The sequence below is a fragment of the Paenibacillus sp. FSL L8-0435 genome (assembly GCF_037965655.1).
Lineage (GTDB): Bacteria > Bacillota > Bacilli > Paenibacillales > Paenibacillaceae > Paenibacillus.
Genome location: NZ_CP150185.1, coordinates 3,569,418 through 3,587,696, shown reverse-complemented (window position 1 = coordinate 3,587,696; position 18,279 = coordinate 3,569,418). Strand labels below are relative to the sequence as shown.

Annotated in this window: 12 protein-coding genes; 3 read left to right on the top strand and 9 right to left on the bottom strand. The window is 45.1% G+C overall.

Annotation, left to right across the window (positions count from 1 at the left end; genetic code table 11):
• Positions 1–127: 127 nt before the first annotated feature.
• From arsC to NST33_RS15530, 6 genes are all read right to left on the bottom strand, one after another.
• Positions 128–547 carry an arsenate reductase (thioredoxin) gene (gene arsC, locus NST33_RS15555; RefSeq protein WP_339303907.1) on the bottom strand — a complete coding sequence of 140 codons (420 nt, stop codon included), beginning with the start codon at positions 545–547 and terminating at the stop codon, positions 128–130.
• A gap of 51 nt (positions 548–598) precedes the next feature.
• The gene (locus tag NST33_RS15550; RefSeq protein ID WP_339303905.1) at positions 599–1,894 is read right to left on the bottom strand and encodes an arsenic transporter; all 1,296 of its coding nucleotides are present in this window, start codon (positions 1,892–1,894) and stop codon (positions 599–601) included.
• A gap of 73 nt (positions 1,895–1,967) precedes the next feature.
• Positions 1,968–2,294 carry a metalloregulator ArsR/SmtB family transcription factor gene (locus NST33_RS15545; protein ID WP_221821278.1) on the bottom strand — a complete coding sequence of 109 codons (327 nt, stop codon included), beginning with the start codon at positions 2,292–2,294 and terminating at the stop codon, positions 1,968–1,970.
• Between the two features lie 142 nt (positions 2,295–2,436).
• Positions 2,437–4,905, bottom strand: coding sequence for an FAD-dependent oxidoreductase (locus tag NST33_RS15540; RefSeq protein WP_339303903.1), 2,469 nt, complete (start codon positions 4,903–4,905; stop codon positions 2,437–2,439).
• Positions 4,902–5,216 carry a metalloregulator ArsR/SmtB family transcription factor gene (locus NST33_RS15535; RefSeq protein WP_036615511.1) on the bottom strand — a complete coding sequence of 105 codons (315 nt, stop codon included), beginning with the start codon at positions 5,214–5,216 and terminating at the stop codon, positions 4,902–4,904. Before NST33_RS15535 ends, NST33_RS15540 begins: the two co-directional genes overlap by 4 nt.
• Positions 5,217–5,448: 232 nt before the next feature.
• Positions 5,449–7,263 carry a family 43 glycosylhydrolase gene (locus NST33_RS15530; RefSeq protein ID WP_221821274.1) on the bottom strand — a complete coding sequence of 605 codons (1,815 nt, stop codon included), beginning with the start codon at positions 7,261–7,263 and terminating at the stop codon, positions 5,449–5,451.
• A 349-nt stretch (positions 7,264–7,612) separates the two neighbouring features.
• On the opposite strand from NST33_RS15530, the gene NST33_RS15525 reads away from it, so the two are divergent.
• The 3 genes from NST33_RS15525 to NST33_RS15515 all read left to right on the top strand — a co-directional run bounded on the left by NST33_RS15525 (position 7,613) and on the right by NST33_RS15515 (position 10,421).
• Entirely contained in the window at positions 7,613–8,974 is a 1,362-nt protein-coding gene (locus NST33_RS15525; RefSeq protein ID WP_221821748.1) for an alkaline phosphatase, read from the top strand.
• Positions 8,975–9,403: 429 nt separating this feature from the next.
• Positions 9,404–9,844, top strand: coding sequence for a hypothetical protein (locus NST33_RS15520; protein ID WP_339176722.1), 441 nt, complete (start codon positions 9,404–9,406; stop codon positions 9,842–9,844).
• A 106-nt stretch (positions 9,845–9,950) separates the two neighbouring features.
• Positions 9,951–10,421, top strand: a complete 471-nt coding sequence (locus NST33_RS15515) for a ferritin-like domain-containing protein (RefSeq protein WP_339303900.1) — start codon at positions 9,951–9,953, stop codon at positions 10,419–10,421.
• 128 nt (positions 10,422–10,549) lie between these two features.
• Here NST33_RS15515 and NST33_RS15510 read toward each other — a convergent pair whose 3' ends face one another.
• The 3 genes from NST33_RS15510 to NST33_RS15500 all read right to left on the bottom strand — a co-directional run bounded on the left by NST33_RS15510 (position 10,550) and on the right by NST33_RS15500 (position 18,278).
• Positions 10,550–11,437, bottom strand: coding sequence for a cation diffusion facilitator family transporter (locus NST33_RS15510; protein ID WP_221821269.1), 888 nt, complete (start codon positions 11,435–11,437; stop codon positions 10,550–10,552).
• Positions 11,438–11,775: 338 nt separating this feature from the next.
• A complete protein-coding gene (locus NST33_RS15505) occupies positions 11,776–16,839 on the bottom strand; it encodes a hypothetical protein (protein ID WP_339303898.1) in 5,064 nt (1,687 codons plus the stop codon).
• Positions 16,840–17,069: 230 nt separating this feature from the next.
• Complete coding sequence (locus NST33_RS15500) at positions 17,070–18,278, bottom strand: SGNH/GDSL hydrolase family protein (RefSeq protein WP_221821265.1); 1,209 nt, start codon at positions 18,276–18,278, stop codon at positions 17,070–17,072.
• Between the last annotated feature and the right edge of the window lies 1 nt (position 18,279).

The window sequence follows — 18,279 nt, the reverse complement described above, 5'->3', positions numbered from 1 at the left end:
GTTGCTGTTATGGGCAAGTCAAAAACCGTTTCTGAATGAAACGTTCATTTTTTTTGAACAAAAAAATGCCACTGATTGTGGCATTCTCTCGGTACGCATTCAATTATCCTGCTCAGGCAGGTTTGTATTATTTTCCGGTTTCAGCAAATGTTTTAATACGCTCCCCGATCTGGTCACGAACCCTTTGGAATACGGCCCACTTCTCTTCATCAGACCCTTGCGCTTTGGCAGGATCATCAAATCCCCAGTGTTCCCGTTTCACATGTGGAGGCGTCATTGGACATTTATCTGCGGCATCCCCACACAACGTGACTACGAAATCAGCATTGTTCAACAACTCTGAATCAATGATATCGGAAGTTTGAGTAGCAATATCCAGATCAACTTCTTTCATGGCTTCCACTGCTTTTGGATTCAGACCGTGTGCCTCGATTCCTGCACTATAGATGTTCCAGTCCTCACTTAGATATTTCTTGGCCCAGCCTTCGGCCATTTGGCTCCGGCAAGAGTTGCCTGTGCACAGGAAGTACAGTGTTTTTTTACTCATGTCCATCGTCTCCTCGTTGTTTGAATTATAGATTGCTTTTATAGATTGCTTTTATAGAATGCTTAACCACAGATACAGACCCACTAGCGTAATAAGCAGAGTCGGAATGGTGATTAAGATACCTGTCTTGAAGTAAGTGCCCCATGAGATTTTGACACCTTTGGTGCTCAGCACATGAAGCCAAAGCAGGGTCGCAAGTGAACCAATCGGGGTAATCTTGGGACCCAGGTCTGATCCAATAATATTGGCGTAAATGAGTGCCTCCCGAACCGTTCCTGTAGCCGTTGTTGCATCAATGGCAAGCGCATCAATCAACACGGTAGGCATATTATTCATCAGGGATGAAATGATTGCCGCAATAAAGCCCATACCCATCGTTGCAGCAAACAATCCCTGATCCGCCACAACCTGAATGACCACGGCTAGAAGATCCGTTAAACCCACGTTACGTAGACCATAAACCACGACATACATGCCGATGGAGAAAAATACGATGGCCCACGGCGCTTCTTTGACAACCAATGTAGTTGGTACAGCTGAACTGCGGGAAGCCATGATCAGGAAGAATATCGCGACAATACCTGCCACAAAAGATACGGGAATGCCGATAAATTCACTGGTAAAGTATCCAATAACCAGAGCCCCTAACACCACCCACGACAACCGGAACATTTTCATATCCTTAATGGCAGATAACGGAGGCTTCAATTCACTGGCATCAAAACGTTTGGGAATACTCTTGCGGAAAAAGAGATACAGTACACCGATACTCGCCGCCAGCGAGAACAGATTTGGAACAATCATCCTTCCTGCGTACTCCATAAACGTAATACCAAAGAAATCGGCAGACACAATGTTGACCAGGTTACTTACAACCAGCGGCAAGGAAGTTGTATCCGCAATAAATCCGCTGGCGATAATAAATGGGAATACTTTTTTCTCATCGAAATTCAGTGCACGTACCATGGCTAGAACAATCGGTGTCAGAATCAGTGCGCCTCCATCGTTGGCAAAGAAAGCAGAAACCACCGCTCCCAGGATGGAGACGTAAACAAACATTCGTACACCATTGCCATGAGCGGCTTTGGCCATATGTAAGGCAGCCCATTCAAAAAAGCCAATACGATCCAGAATTAATGAGATCAGAATGATTGCGACAAAAGCAAGCGTGGCATTCCATACGATTTGTGTCACATCCCATACATCTTCCAAATTGACCACACCCACAAGTAAAGCAAGGATTGCTCCTCCGCAAGCAGACCAACCAATGGACAGGTTTTTAGGCTGCCAAATAACGAGTACAAGTGTAATCAAAAAGATGATGCAGGCTAACAGCGTAGAAAACAAAACCATACACCCCCTTTCAGTTCAGCTTTATTTATATTTGTATATAATGATATACTTATATAATGATCAAAAATTAATTACACTCTGAAGTAAAGTTTTCTTTATTTAACGATTTAAGAATAGTTGCTGTATCCGGCATCAAATCCAGGACAGATGTAATATATGGTGTATTCTCTACATTTAAAGAGTAGTATACCCACTGACCACGTTTATTTTCTTTAACCAAGCCTTGATCCTTCAGCTTGCGCAAATGTTGACTAATTCCAGGTTGTGACATGTCTAAAATCTCTACAAATTCACACACGCACCATTCACGTTCTTTGAGGAGTGTAAGGATCGTAAGGCGTGTTTTATCACCCAGCAATTTAAGCTTATCCGCTACCTCTTGCATAGAATCCATAGCACTTCCTCCTTCAACTACATATAAGTGTATGCTTATATTATAATATCAAAAAAATGAAGTCAATGTTTACTTGATGATTAACTCCAAAAGTCGTTGGTTCGAATTCGAATCAACGATTTTTGGAGTTTGTGAATATTTTTTAAATAAACAGATTATGATTGGCTTGTGATGCTTGTCCAAGATAGTAACCGACACCACCAATTTTAACTTGGTCTATTAATTCTTCACGCTGAATTCCCATTAAATCCATGGACATTTGGCAGGCAACGATCTCTACTCCTTGTGCAATTGCGCTCTCAATCAATTCTTCCAATGAAGGCACATGATGTTTTTTCATCAAACCACGGATCATCTTCGGGCCTGCTCCGAGCATATTCATTTTGGACATGCCAAGCTTCTGGCTCCCACGAGGTAACATCATATCAAACATACGGCCGATCATTGTTTTGGATAACTTCTGCGGCTGCTGCTTGCGAATAATGCTCAATCCCCAAAACGTGAAAAATAGGGTTACTTTCCGTCCACTGGCTGCGGCCCCATTTGCAATAATGAGTGAAGCGATCGCTTTATCCAGATCGCCACTGAACACAACCATCGTGCTGGCTGGATCACTGATGGGGGATTCGGATACGGGTTGTGCTGTATTTTTAGCAATGACAGACTCAATCGTACCGCCTTTCAGTCTTTCCAACTGCAAGATTGTGGAACCCGACATCGTGGCCCAGGCTTTGACATCTTCATAAAAGCCTGGATCGGAAGCTTTCACACGAAGGGTTTCTCCGTTTGAGAGTTGATCCATTTTCTGCTTAACCTGAATCAGGGGACCAGGACAACTTAATCCGCATACGTTCAACTCATGATCAATACGTTGCGGCTGTACTGAGTCAGTGGGAATAGACTCCTTTTCGTTCGCGTCTATCACAGGATCATGCTGCTCTTGTGTTGTAGCAGTAAATGGAGCAGGCTTAAATTGGGCTTGTCGGTATGTTTTATAACCACCACTCAGGTTTTTTACGCTAAAACCATGCTGATGCAAAATTTGCGAAGCTGTATAACCACGTAAGCCGACTTGACAGTATAGCCAGATTTCTTTGGAAGGGTCTAATTCATCTAAACGTTGACGAAGCTCATCAACTGGAATAGAGAGTGAATCTGGAATATGACCATTTTGATGCTCGATTTCACTGCGAACATCCAGAAGTATCGACTGCCCCGGCTGACGATCAGCCAGTTGATTATAGGTGAACGTCTGAACACGTCCGGTGATCATATTCTCTGCTGCATATCCAGCCATATTCACGGGATCTTTGGCAGAAGAATAAGGTGGCGCGTAACTCAGTTCAAGCTCTGTCAAATCCCGGACATGTCCTCCAAAATGAATGGCTACAGCAATGTCATCAATTCGTTTATCCACTCCATCATAACCGACTGCTTGTGCGCCTAAAATTTTGCCTTCCGGAGTAAACAGCAGTTTAAGAGTAATCGCACTTGAACCCGGATAATACGATGCATGAGAAGCAGGGTGTACGATAACGGTTTGATAGTCCACGCCGAGACGCTGTAGTGTTTTTTCATTACTGCCTGTCGTAGCTGCGGTCATTCCAAATACTTTGATAATGGACGTACCTTGTGTTCCTTTGTAGGTAGATTGAAGCCCTGCGATACGGTCGGCAACAATACGACCTTGTTTGTTGGCAGGTCCGGCAAGTGGTATCGTTGCCTTCGTACCATGAATGGTTTCCGTTACTTCGATCGCATCCCCAACAGCATAGATATGTGGCACACTACTTTCCAAGGCTTCATTTACGATAATATGTCCACGTGCACCCAGCGAAACGCCGCTATCTTTCAAAAAATAGGTGTCTGGTGTTACGCCTATCGCAAGAATAACCATGTCAGCAGTCAGCGTGTGACCATCCGCAAGTTCAACCCCTATGCCCTGCTCTAGGGAATGGAATCCCTGAACACGCTTGGAAAACAGCAGGTTTACACCATGATTCTCCATTTCCTGTGCCAATGCGGCTGCTAACTCGGGATCATATGGTGTGAGTACTTGTGCGTTCCCCTCAATAAGCGTTACATCCAGACCAGCTTCCTTTAAATTCTCAGCCATTTCTACGCCTATAAATCCACCACCTATGACGATCGAAGACTGGTTGTTAGAAGAACTTACCTGTTCTTTGATCCGATCAATATCAGGAATACTTCGTACGGTATAGATTAGTGGATTGTCCTTACCCGGCAGATCGGGAATCATCGGTTTTGCACCTGGTGACAATATCAACTCGTCATAGCTTTCTTCATATGCACCGCGCTCCTGGGATTGTATCTTAACCACTCGCTGCTGCGAATCAATAGCTACGACCTCACTTCTTGTACGCACATCGATACAAAAGCGATCTGCCATCCCTTTTGGCGTCTGCACCAGCAGACGCTCTCGATCATCGATTGTGCCACCTATATAATAAGGTAAGCCACAATTGGCAAATGAGATATAGGGTCCCTTCTCAAAGATAATAATCTCGGCATGTTCATCCAGACGGCGAAGACGTGCAGCTGCAGAAGCACCTCCAGCTACACCGCCAACAATAAGTACTTTTTTGCTCATGATTCACAATCATCCTTTTCAAATAAAGTTTTAATAATCTGTTCAACCCGTTGATCGGCAAGCACATAGTTCACTTCAAGTCCATTCCGCTCCGTAGCAACAATACCTGCACTACGAAGCTTCTGGAGGTGTTGTGAGACTGTTGATTGGGGAAGATCCAGACATTCCTGCATATAAGAAACATTACATTTTTTTTTCATCATCAGTCCCCGCACAATGCATAAACGAATGGGGTGAGATAAAGCTTTCAGCAGATTAGCAGGTTCATCGAACTGTTTAATGTTATTACTGTCAAAAGCGGGAGTGTTCAAAAGGTATTCCTCCTAAATCGTTATATCGTAATAATACGATTTATTGATTCTCATGTCAAATGTATTCTCGAGTGAATGCGTTCAATAAGTTCATACCCGCTCAACCCTACGGCTTTGATTTGATTCAGGTGGATGATAAAAATGCCTGCCAAAACCGCTAAAAGCGATACCTGACAGGCAATCATGTTGTATCAGATCTTCATAAAATAGTGATTTAACTGAACGTCTTATATTAGAGTATAACAGGCTGAATCAGTCCGTCCTTACCAAAAAGAAGCGGGTCCATACATATTTCGCGGTGATACCCCTTTCCAGAGGAGAATCTGGACAGTGGTGTTACAAAACGGTGATAGGCAATCTGGTATTGACCGGTTTCAGAATCATTAAATATACAGTGATGACCTGTGCCCAGCATGCCCTTCTCCACATTTTTGCTCAGGATTGGGTATCGATAGGTAATTGGACCATATAGCTGCTCTGCCGTACCGTAATTAACATGATAGTCTTCACTGCCTGTGTCATCACAGGACCACGTAAAGTGGTAAAGTCCACCCTGCTTCAACACGGCTACAGCCTCACGAAAATCATGCAAGCCCGCCAGATTGCTCATTGTGTCCTCTACGACACTTATCATGTCTTCACCAAGCTCCACAATGGCAGCATGTCCATTGCCAAATAGCAGATACGTTCTTCCATCCTCTTCGACATAGATGGAGGGATCAATGGCCTGACCCATGGTGATGCCCAGACGTTTCAACTGCTCCATTGTGATTAAAGGCTGTGACTCGGCCAGGAATGGACCAATCGGTGTATCTGCTACAGCAACGCCAATGGCACTCTCGCCGTTCAGCATTTTGCCACAGAAATAAAAATAGAACTTTCCGTTTCGGCTGGCAATTGCCGGTGCCCAGGCATTACCGGTTGCCCAAGCTACATCCTCTGTTCCCAGATCAAGGATAACACCTTCATCTTGCCAATGCTTCAGGTCTGAAGAAGAAAACACTTTGAACTTTGTCCCCGACCACCCCTCGAAGCCATCTGTTGTGGGATACATATAGTAACGATCCCCAAACTGTGCGATATCAGGATCGGCATATTGTCCGGGGAGCACTTGATGACCATCCCCGAAAGCCGCGAGAAGCCGGCTGCACTCCTCAGCTGTGATTGGCAGGACACTTCCATGCCGCTTTTGAGTCGTTCCCATATCGAATTCACCATCAGGGACGATTCGGAATTCTCCACTTCTTAGATCTGTAGTCAGCAGAGGAAGATAACCCTTTCCTTCAGCAAATCGATCAACAATCAGGCACCATTCCTCCCGGTCATTGAATTTAAAGATTTGAGGTCCCTCCACACCTGCCACAGCCTCCAGTACCGGAGCTTGAAGTGTAACAAACGCCCCTTTGTCGAGAGAGTCTCCTTTTTCTACCCGTATGTTTTTGGTTGTTTCATCCTTGGAGTATCGATAATAAGAGCCATCCGCTGGAAGAATCGTTGTATCAATAATATGATTATCCCGCTCAATGTATTTTTCCGATGCGGAGAACGTACGAAAGTCTTTTGTGCGAGCGCTGTATATTTTTTGTTTTTGTTCTTGCTCCTGAGGTTCCTGCGTCGCAGAAGCCCAGAATACAAGAAACTCATCTGCCATTTCATCATACACAGCTTCCGGTGCCCAGACACATCCAGCGCCCTCAACACCTAGTGTAACGTTCCATGGGGATGACCAGTTCACGAGATTGCTGGATTCCCATATGATTACGTCACGACTCCCGGCATTAACGGCATGAGTCCACCCTTTGCCGCTTGCGATGCGGAGATCCGTAGCAATCAGATAAAATTTATTTTCCTTGACTGAACGAACCAGAAACGGGTCCCGTACCCCCTTTTCTCCAAGGTCGGAAAACAGCACAGGAGATCCGCCATTAAGATCCTTCCAGTGAAGACCATCCTCGCTATAGGAGAAATAAACCTGCTCTCCGTCTGGTTGTTCGCCAATAAAATGTACAAAGAGATACCCATCATAAGTTGGAGTTGTTTTGGTCAATGGTAAAGAGCCTCCTGAAAGTGAAATTGATTTTATACTAACAGTAAATATAAAAATGAAAGCGTTCTACATATGTTGTATCATACTTCAAAACCAGCGGAATGAGTATATTTTTGTGATTTGGTATGGCACAGATCATGTGAATCTTTCGCCGGGATCATTTTACTTTGATTGGGATGTTTGGCTTACTCCTCATGCAAAGAATATTAAAATATCGCCTTTATTTTACCTCAGGTATACAAAATTCTTGGTTTTCATTTACAAATAAATGCTAATCTTCTTAATGATGAACAAATGAATATAGACTCATGCATTCATTTTTGTTGTTGAGATATTACGAGGAGGAATCATTGTGAAATTATCCAAAAGAGTATTACCAGCGGTAGCGCTGACTCTGGCTGTATCGGCTTCTACTCTCTTGTCTGCAGGACAAGCAAGTGCGGTTCAAGCTGTAAGTGTGGAGAAAAAACAAATCAAGAACATCATCTTCCTCATTGGGGATGGCATGGGGACCTCTTATACTTCCGCCTACCGTTATATGAAAGATGATCCTTCAACGAAGGGCATGGACAAAACCGTATTTGACCCTTATCTTGTTGGGGCACAAATGACCTATCCGGATGATGATAAACAAAATGTGACGGATTCCGCTTCCGCAGCAACGGCTATGTCGGCGGGTGTGAAAACATACAATGCGGCCATTGCGGTTGACCCTGAGCAGAAGGAAGTCAAAACCGTACTTGAGCAGGCCAAAGAAAACGGCAAAGCCACCGGACTCGTGGCTACATCGGAGATCACTCATGCCACACCAGCTGCATTTGGTGCCCATGATATCAGTCGAAAAAATATGGATGCAATTGCGGACGATTATTATGATGAGTTGATTAATGGCAAGCATAAGGTGGATGTACTTCTTGGTGGAGGGAAATCCAATTTTGTACGCGAGGGTCGTGACCTGACGAAGGAGTTCCAGAAGGCCGGTTTCAGCTATGTGACGGATCGTTCCTCTCTCCTTGCTGATAAGAATCAACAAGTTCTTGGACTGTTTGCGGACGGAGGTCTGGACAAGTTGATTGATCGTACTGCTGCAACTCCATCATTGGCTGAGATGACCAATACAGCGATTGATCGTCTCAGTTCGAATGACAAAGGATTCTTTCTAATGGTCGAAGGCAGCCAGATCGACTGGGCAGGACATGATAATGATATCGTTGGTGCTATGAGTGAAATGGATGATTTCGCAGCAGCATTTCAGGCAGCTATTGATTTTGCCAAAAAAGACGGTGAAACACTTGTCGTAGCTACTGCCGACCACTCCACGGGCGGGCTTACGCTTGGAAAAGACGGAGAATACAACTTCTTCGTAGATCCAATCAAAGCTGCACTGCGCACACCTGACTTCATGGCAGCACAAATTGCAAAAGGTGCTTCGGTTGAAGAAACACTGAAAAGTTATCTCAAACTGGAGTTGAAACCGGAAGAGATTCAATGGGTGAAAGAAGCGGCCAAAAGTGCGGATGTAACAAAGATTGATAATGCCATTGAAGCGATTATTGATAACCGTTCATTTACGGGCTGGACAACAGGTGGACATACAGGTGAAGATGTTCCGGTCTATGCCTACGGTCCGGCAAGTCATCGCTTCGCCGGTTTGATCGACAACACAGATAATGCCAAGATCATATTTGATATTCTCAGCAAGCACCAATAATTCAATAGTTTAGGATCATCCCTTCTCTTCTTTCATCCGAAGAGAAGGGATTTTTTTCATATTTTCATGACCGAAACTTGTCCATTCACTTCGAGTATGGCGTACGCCTGTTCGGAATTTGCTAATATGCATTATATCCCATGGAGTTGGTTACCTTATACAAAACACGCTCGCATTGAAGGGAGAGAAATCCGATAAATGCAGTTAACGATTGGTTAAGGCAGATTGCCCACAACTATATTCTCATTGTCATTGCTGCGGTGCTCTTTTTTGCAGTCAAAGCAGTCATTGGGTTCTATACGTACAAGCATTATGACAAAAAATTGGATGCACTCACAGATAAGGTCGATCGTCTTCTGGAGGAGAAAACAACGGAGTGATGCTACTTATTGTGAGCTATAGAAGTAACAAGCTTTGGAGGAGAAAAGCATGTTAGGGAACATTCTGCTCGGTATGGTCATTCCCATTATATTGGGTGTATGGATTCTGCGTCGGAACTTTAAAATCCTTATTCTATATTATCCACTTGGTGTGGCTGTATCAGCATGCATCAACAATATCGGGTTCAATTACTTCTGGAATATTCTTCCGAATACTCATAATCAATCCTTGGCTGCTCTCCCAATGGATCTTGGAATCTATCCGATTGCCGGCTGCTTGATGATGTATGCCATTATCGTCAAAGGTGCCAAGCCATGGTTGGCGATTCTTGTTGCATCATTGTCGCTGACATTAATCGAATGGGTTGCCAAAATGATGGGGCATGTCATTTATTTTAATGGATGGAACATCCTTTGGACCTTTTTGTCATACCTCCTGCCATTTGTTCTTGCTTATGGTTACAGTAAAATATTGAGGTATACCAAGTGAAGTTTTACTGAAGCTTTCCCCTAATAAGGCAGGACAGATGATATGGGTTAACGCTGATGGGCATACGTGCATATCTTAACTCATATTCGTCTTGGAGGGATTCGTAATGTATGTGGCATATCCTTATGGTTACAGGTACACTTTTACTCCGGTATGGGCAACATCATCAGCCGAAGCACTTGAATTAATCAAAACAGCTGTGCGAGGAGAACGAAACGATGAGGTGTTCTATGATTCACTGATTCAGTTGTCACCCGATGCCAATCAGGCTGCCATCATCACGAGCATCCGCAATGATGAACGAGGACATAATCAAATGTTCCGCCAAATGTACAAGGATCTGACAGGTCAGGAGATTACGGGCATAAGCAGTGAGCCGGTTGAGACGGTCACCTCTTATCTTGCCGGACTGCAAAAGGCGTTTCATGGTGAATTGGCCGCCGTGGAAAAGTATAGAAAAATATGGTTTGGTCTCCCTTATGGCATTTATAAGGATACGGTGTGGGGAATCATCCTGGACGAACAGAAACATGCGGATAAATATAACAATCTGATTACCTACAATTTGCCGAGATAGTCATGTATGGGATGAATAACGCGCGTATTCTTTTAAAAATGAACAATTGAAAGCAGTAAAAAACCAGTGAATGAGTAAAGCTCACTGGTTTTTTTGCTTTGCCGAGTCTCTCTTTTATAATCCTGAGTTTAAATGCACTCTTCCAACATATCAGGTTCCACATGAACGTGAACGGTGTATACGTCATGCTCCTCCATCAACTCATTCTCCACATCTGTACAGATATCGTGTGCTTGTTGAAGATCCAGCTCTGCATCAACTGTTATGACAACGTCTACTACAACGTTATTGCCATAGTTCCGAGCTCTCACGTCTTTAACCGTCTCTACGCTGTCAATTCCGGCAATCGTTTTTTTGTATTCCTGAATCAGTTCAACATCAAAACCGTCCGTGAGATGATGTGTGGCTTCCTTGAAAATGTCCCAAGCGGTCTTGCAGATCAGAAAACCTACGATGACAGCCGTTACAGGGTCCAGCCATGGGAGGCCGAACTGGGAACCCACGATCCCAATGACCGTACCGGTGCTCACCCAGGCATCGGAGATATTATCTCGAGCTGCAGCCATGACTGCCTGACTTTTAATACGAGTAGCAAGTCTCTTGTTATAGCGATAGACCAGATACATGATAACTGCGCAGAAAATGCCTGTGTACCCAGCGATGATATCCGGAGATTCATGTTTACCCTGAAACACAGAACCAATGGCTTGAAACAGTACTTGTAAACCTACTGCCATCATAATGAAAGAAGCAACAAGTGACGCAACGGTCTCTGCTCTCCAGTGACCATATGTATGATCTGTGTCGGCTGGGCGTTGGGCAAGCTTCAAACCGATCAGTACAGCTATTGAGGCCACAATATCGGTGGCATTGTTTAATCCATCCGCCTTGAGCGCTTCTGATCCGGCCATATTGCCAACAATCAGTTTTAATACGGTCAAACATATGTAGGCGATAATGCTGATGATAGCTCCGCGCTCCCCCAGCTTTAGATTATCGTATTTAAGTTGATCCACATGATATCCTCCTGCAATCTTCAATTCTAGCACGTTTATGATGGTATCATTGATGATTTGTGTGGGTCTAGAGAAACGTTTTGAGTGTGACGAAACATAATCTGAAAGCGGCAATTTTTTTACGGGAATCCAAAAAAGTTGGATTTGGCAAACTTAAGTGATTTATGGGTGGTAAGAGGAAGGCGGCCGACTGCATTTCCTTGTAAACACACTTTCTTGCACCTAGACATAAAGAGCCGAATGGATCGTTTTGATCCACTCGGCTCTTAGCGTTATTTTACAATCATTTGTATAACGTCACTTACCGTTGTTCCACTTCCATTCATAATTCACTGCCATTATTCAGAAAGTGTCGGTTTAACTGGCACCTCATTGGCAAGCGGCTCCGAATCCTCGGAATGTCGTTCGAACATAACAGCGTCAACCCTCGTATAGATCATATCCGCAGGAAGTGTTGGCGGGTCTACCGTTGTAGGCGTAACCCTGGTTAACCGGACATACTCGCTGCCGTCACCCGTAAAGTCGAACGTCCCTAGATTAACCCAACCTGATGAGCCGACCGTTGCATCGATATAGGTGACCTCGGTACCCGCTTTATGTTTCACTTCCACTTTGACATTATTATCGTTTCCCGTCGTATGGACGAGCTTGTAGATCGAGACCGTATATTTCCCCTCTGGGAACTGGCCTTTCCACGTTGCTGATGAACCTTGAACTGTTGAATAGCGGGATTTAACCCCAATTTTGTATCCGGCTAAATTGCTTTGGCTCCACGACCCTTCTGTCGTGTATAACCCAGTTGTATCTGTACTGTCCACGATAACCGTTAGGTCCCTGATCGTGATGTTCAAAGGCGGTGTGGTTAAGGTCACACCGTCAATCGTGACCGTAGCCCATACCTCAATGTGATCCGTGTCCCCATCGAGATCGAGAAGGGTCAACACCCCACTGCTATTCACTTCGGCCAGATCCGTACGATCAACGAAATACTGCACATCGGCCTGTGTAAGATCACCGACCAAACCGTTATCCAAATAACCGGTTACGCTCAGTTGTGCGGTTTGAGTCATCTGCAGTTCGTTCCGATCGGACAGGATCACAGCAGACTCCAATTGCGGTACCCTGTTTGGGTCCACCCACATGATTGCATCGGCAACGACTCTGGACTTATTGGCCTTATTGGTTAGTTCCACGTACCCGCTATCGCCTGCAGCAAAAGGATAATCCCCCAGGTGCACCCAAGTACCATTCGCTGTTGTCTCATCAACTGTCACCGTATCGGAGCCTCCGCTATGATAAACGGTAAATGAGACATTTGTTGCCCAATTTTCACTCGCAGCCGTGATTTGCGGAATCTTATAATACACACTGTAAGTGACACTTTCCGGCAGCTCAGGCCGCCATCTCATTTTGCTTGTCGCTGTGCCGGTCGTAGATTTGGCATACACATAGTTATCATAATAATAATCGTTAGCCGTCGTATCCCTTATCCAGACGCCTTCTGTCTCCGCCTCCGTATTATCCACGATGATGGTTGAACTATCCTGCCCATCGGGTTGAACTGGAGTTTCCGATACCTGATCCGGCAGATAGAGTGTCCGCTTACGGGTCTGTTTCCCCTCCGATTCCACGTAATACGTGAAAGTTTGGGATAAATCATTCACCCGTATAGACCATTCCATCGGGTATATCGTATCTGGCACGGTTGTGTACGTTGCCCCGCCATCCAGGGAATAATGGATTGTCGCTGGTTTCGTCGTTTTGGCCTGCACATAAGCATCATAAACCGTTTCGTCAGGCTTAACGATCAGCATGCCTTTAACCGCATCAATTGGACTGTGGGTATCAAAGAAATAACTTGCATCCGATGTATCTGCCGTTCTGACCTGATGCAACGGTACATCAATATCAAGTCCCTCTACAATGATCGCGGTGATGCCCTTGCCTGAAACCGTGGCTTGAATGATTCCACCACTCATAACTGCTTGTTCTGGTGTACCATTGTCGCGGATGATCGTTACGGTGTAATCCTGTGCCGGGTTGAACCCAATAATTTGTTCATTTAATTCAATTGGAGTCTGAACTTCATCTGAAGATGCGTTGCTTAACCCGATGTAGAATTTATCCCCGCTCTCACCGGTTATCCAGTTTAATTGAGGATGATTGGTCTTAATAATCCCCTTGGGCATCCATAGCCAAACGTCGGAGTTACCATAAAATTGACCTGGTTTATTCCCATAGAGGTGATATTTGAACCATAAAAAATTCGTTTCAAATACGGAAGGAAACGTAATACTGCCGTTCGATTTCAATGATTGTTCGCTGATCAAATAATCCATCGTTTGCCCGAGCTGCCCCGGGATATGGTGATAATAGATGGATGTAGCCCCGCTTGGGCCTTCCAGAGGAAAGTCCGGTTCAAGTTGGCTAACGGCGAAGCCTTTATAATAATAACCTGGATAACTGGAATATCGTCCAATAACCGCATTATGAGCAATATCCTGCAGCAGTTCATCCCCTGTATAAAGCGACAATCTCAGCATGAACGGAGCTTCCTGAGCATTCATCCGATAATAGCCGGTGGTACTTCCTGCTTCAAACGTCAGTCCGCTCGGTGAAACAAGCCAACGCTCCGCTTGAACGCCTCCGGCAATATCTTCTGGAAGCTTGAGCCTAGGATATTGAAATTTCCCACTTTCCGGCCAATGGAACGACTCCGCGTAATTATATGTCTCCGGCTGAGGAATCGTAACGTTACCTTCAGGAACTGGACGAGCAACAAACATCGTTGCATACCGTTTGGCTTCCTTATAGGCGGCATCCAAGTATTTGGGATCCTGCGTTTCCTCATATAGCTCCAAGATCTCCATCCACAGCTTGCTATAATAATAAATGAACTCATTTTTACTCACATCGACAGATGCAGGCGTATCGATATGTTGCGTGATATAACTATCGGCTGCATCCTTCGCAGCTTGCAAATACTGCGCATCTCCCGTCATCCGATACATCATCAGAGGCTGAATGACAGGCCCACGGTCTTTCTGGTCAGGATCACGTACGAGGTACTCTTCCTGTGCCAGCGCCCCAATTCCTGCCGAAGTGCTCATCATCTGATTGACAGCGGCTACGCTTGAAACATCAAACGGCAGAGTAGCCATTTTCCATAAGGAAGGCACACCGTATACTTTCTTCTGCGTTGGCGACCAACCAATACCATTTCGCGATACGCCATACTGGACGGACGGCAGTGCTCTCGTATCGTATAACTGGTCATCCCCAGTTAAATAATAAGCTCCCAAAAGAACCGCATTTGAGCTTGTTCGGACGCTATCTTCGTTTTCGATATCTATAAAACCCTTGGCACGGCTCCACCACCCGCTGGGTGATGGGACATAATTAACAGAGTCATCCCCTTGCGGCTCAATTTTAAGGAGATCAATCATATTAAACATCGCGTCAGTAAGCGACTGATCTGACACATTTTCCCGGTATGCCGAATAATCGTACTCATTGCGAAGTATATCCGCGTAGGACTCATACAGATTGCTTTTTTGAGCGATTAGCCCCATATGAAATTGATAGGTGCTTTCTGCGGTCATTTGCGAATAAGTCCCTAATTGAGGAGCGTAAAGGATGGGCTGCACACTGCCTTCGTTGTTGACCAGGCTCATGCCAAGCCGTTGTTTCGTCACGCCTCCCGTCGGTTCAAATTCAACCGGAAGCTCTGCCGAAGGTACAAATATACCATACGTCATTAGATTTCCCGCACCATCATTTTTCTCAACCAGGCTCATCGGAGCGCTCAGCTCTCTTAAACTTGTTGATTCCACCGTACCTACCATTTTGGCATGTGACCTGAATCCATTTAACACTTCATTGATACCCGAGACTGCCTCTGTTGTGAAGGACTGATATCCAATCACATAATTGCCGTCGCGACGAGGTGTAAAGGCAAAAGAAACATCTGGTTTATCCCCTGCCATGGACCAGTTCACTTCAAAATCGTAATCACTGCCGTGCGTAGAATCGGTTAATACCGCCGTCTGGCTGTCGGGAAAATGGACCCCGTCGAATGTAATCCAGCGTTTGTTCATCGTATCATAGTAATTGGTTCGGCTCCCCGCATTCCCGTCCAATAAAACCCATTGTTCCTCAAGTCTTTCCGATTCATTATTGATTGGAACCCAGTTCCCTGTCTCCGTGTTTTTGTAGAACATGTCACGAACGATGGATTTACCTTCGTCCCATACTGCATCATAGAAGGTTGCCTTGTAGTTTGCATTTTCGATGCTGCCTTTCTCTGTGTAACTGAGATTCGTTAATGTGCGGCTCCGCAGCGGGGGCAACGGTGGTGCCTGTTGACGGATATTCCCCTCGAACTTGACTGCATCAGCCCGCGTAATAATTGTACCCGTAGAAGGCTGCGTTCGAGTCAGCCTGACAAATTCGCTATCATCACCACTAAACTCATACTCCCCCAGATCCACCCATCCAACCGATGGACCTGACGAAGGTCTAAGATCCATAAACTTAACATCTGTAATCCCGTTATGAACAATCTCAATTTTCACATTACTATCTGCTTTATCCGCCCAATCCAGCTTATAGAACGATATTCTCGCCGTCCCTGCTTCCAAGCGTGGATTCCAGGTAATGCTTCTACCTACAGCGTCTGTAAATTTGGAACTGGAATTATTGTATCCCTTCACTCCTGCACTTGTCGTCCAATAAGGAGCGGAGAACCCGTTACTGACGTTGCCTGAATCAACAGTGACGACATGATCAATTGTGAGGCTCCCATCATCAATGATGATTGTCTTATGTGGCTCTTTCTGCCTTATATTCCCTTCGAACTTGACCGCATCCGCACGTGTAAGGATCGTGTTTGTGGTGCCGGTAGATCGGGTCAATTGAACGAATTCTTCACCAACTCCAGAAAAATAGTACTCTCCCAAATCAACCCATCCCGTTGGTGCGCCAGATGAGGGTCTCAGATCCATAAAGACTACATCCGTCGTTCCATTATGAACAATTTCGATTTTCACATTGCTATCAGCCTTATCCGCCCAATCCAGCTTATAGAAAGATATTTTCGCCGTTCCTGCTTCCAAGCGTGGATTCCATGTTATCGTTCTGCCTGCTGTACTTGTATATTTGGTGCTGGAAAGATCATACCCCTTCACTCCTGTGCTTGTGGTCCAATTTGGAGCCGAATATCCATTGTTCTCGTTACCCGCATCAGGTGTCACAACATCATTAATCTTAATACTCCCGTCATCGATGATAATGGTCTGATAAGGTAAGGTCTCCGCGTAAGCGGCCCTTATACCGATCAGGCTGAAAGGAACTACGATCGTCAACATGAAAACGATGAAGAAAAACAGCTTCCTTTTGACCATACAATTCACAGCCTCTCCTCATAATGATAACGCTTCCAAAGAAAGTTGCCTTCTGCCTAGTCCCACTCTGTCGTTTTTATCTTAGCATGTTACATCACGGTGAAATTTCTTTCATTTTAAGAATTTCTTATACGATTTTAAGTAAAAAAAGAAACCTACATCCTAATTGATTGCTCAGTTGCAGTCAGATAGAATATAGGTCTTCCGAGTGTCCCATGAGGACTAATCAATTATAATGGCGGCTGCACCAATAACAACTTTCCAAGCTGAATGACCGTTTGATCATACCAAGCTGGATGCTGTCGAACATGTTCCATACTTCGTTCATTGCCGCTAGCTTCAAACACGGCCGCTTTGTCAGTTTTCTCATGATCGATCTCGAAGCGAACTGTATGTTTCCCATTGGGTAGATCCGGCAAGAAAACATATTGATTTCGATTATGATCGTTGTAGGGCGTGAATCGATCAATAAGGAAGGGTTCCCCTCCATCCACCGACACCTTCAATCTGCCAGAATCTGGCCCCCCGATATCAAATAAGCCGATGTGGGTTCCCTCAAACTCCACTGTGATCGCCTCTCCGGCATCAACTGCTCGCCATAAACCGGGGAACAACCAATCATACTCACGCACTAAAGGAAAATCATCAGAGGTCATGTAAGACCACCCTGCGGAAAAATGAGTAAGATAATCCAGTGGCTGCATGGTTGCATACTCCCAAGGATTGGCCGGTACCAAAGTGTCTTGTGGCAAATGATGTTCCACTTTTCCCGGGTGATCTCGAAGTTCGCTCATTTTCTCAAATGACCTGGTGATTGTATCTGTGTAAATCTGATGTCCTTCGGGAATCGTTGGATGGATCGAATCATGCGTGAAAATAACGGCTCCGGGGATAGACACGTCTGCTCTTGAAGTAAAAATAAGTTTTCCTTCCGAAACCAATCGACTGACCGCTACGCCCAGATGAATCGAAGGAATGCCGTAATAGTCGGCGACTTCCTCTTGCATAAGAGCGCCCTTCTGGTATTCGCCGGATTGAAATGAGATCAAATCCCGCTCCTTAACCGTATATACAAACAGGATATCGGTAAACCGGCTCCGCTTGCGAATCTGTCGGACAATGCCTTCGATCCGCGCCTTGGATTCGGGAACTCCGCCATCGTTACCAACAAATTCAACAAATACGAGATCAGGCTGATGACTCAGTACATCTGTCTCCAAACGGGCACAGCCGAGGTCCGATCCTGTCCCATCAATGCCTGCGTTCACAGCGCGAATATCGGCATGCGGATATTGCCCTCGCAGCCAATCCGCCGTCATGACCCTGTATCCTTTCGAACGTGTATTACTGCCGCCAAAATAGACAATGGTTACTGTTTCTCCATTTTCCAACTTTTGAATGACATTAGGCAGCCCTCTTCGAGGGAAAAATTCCTTCATC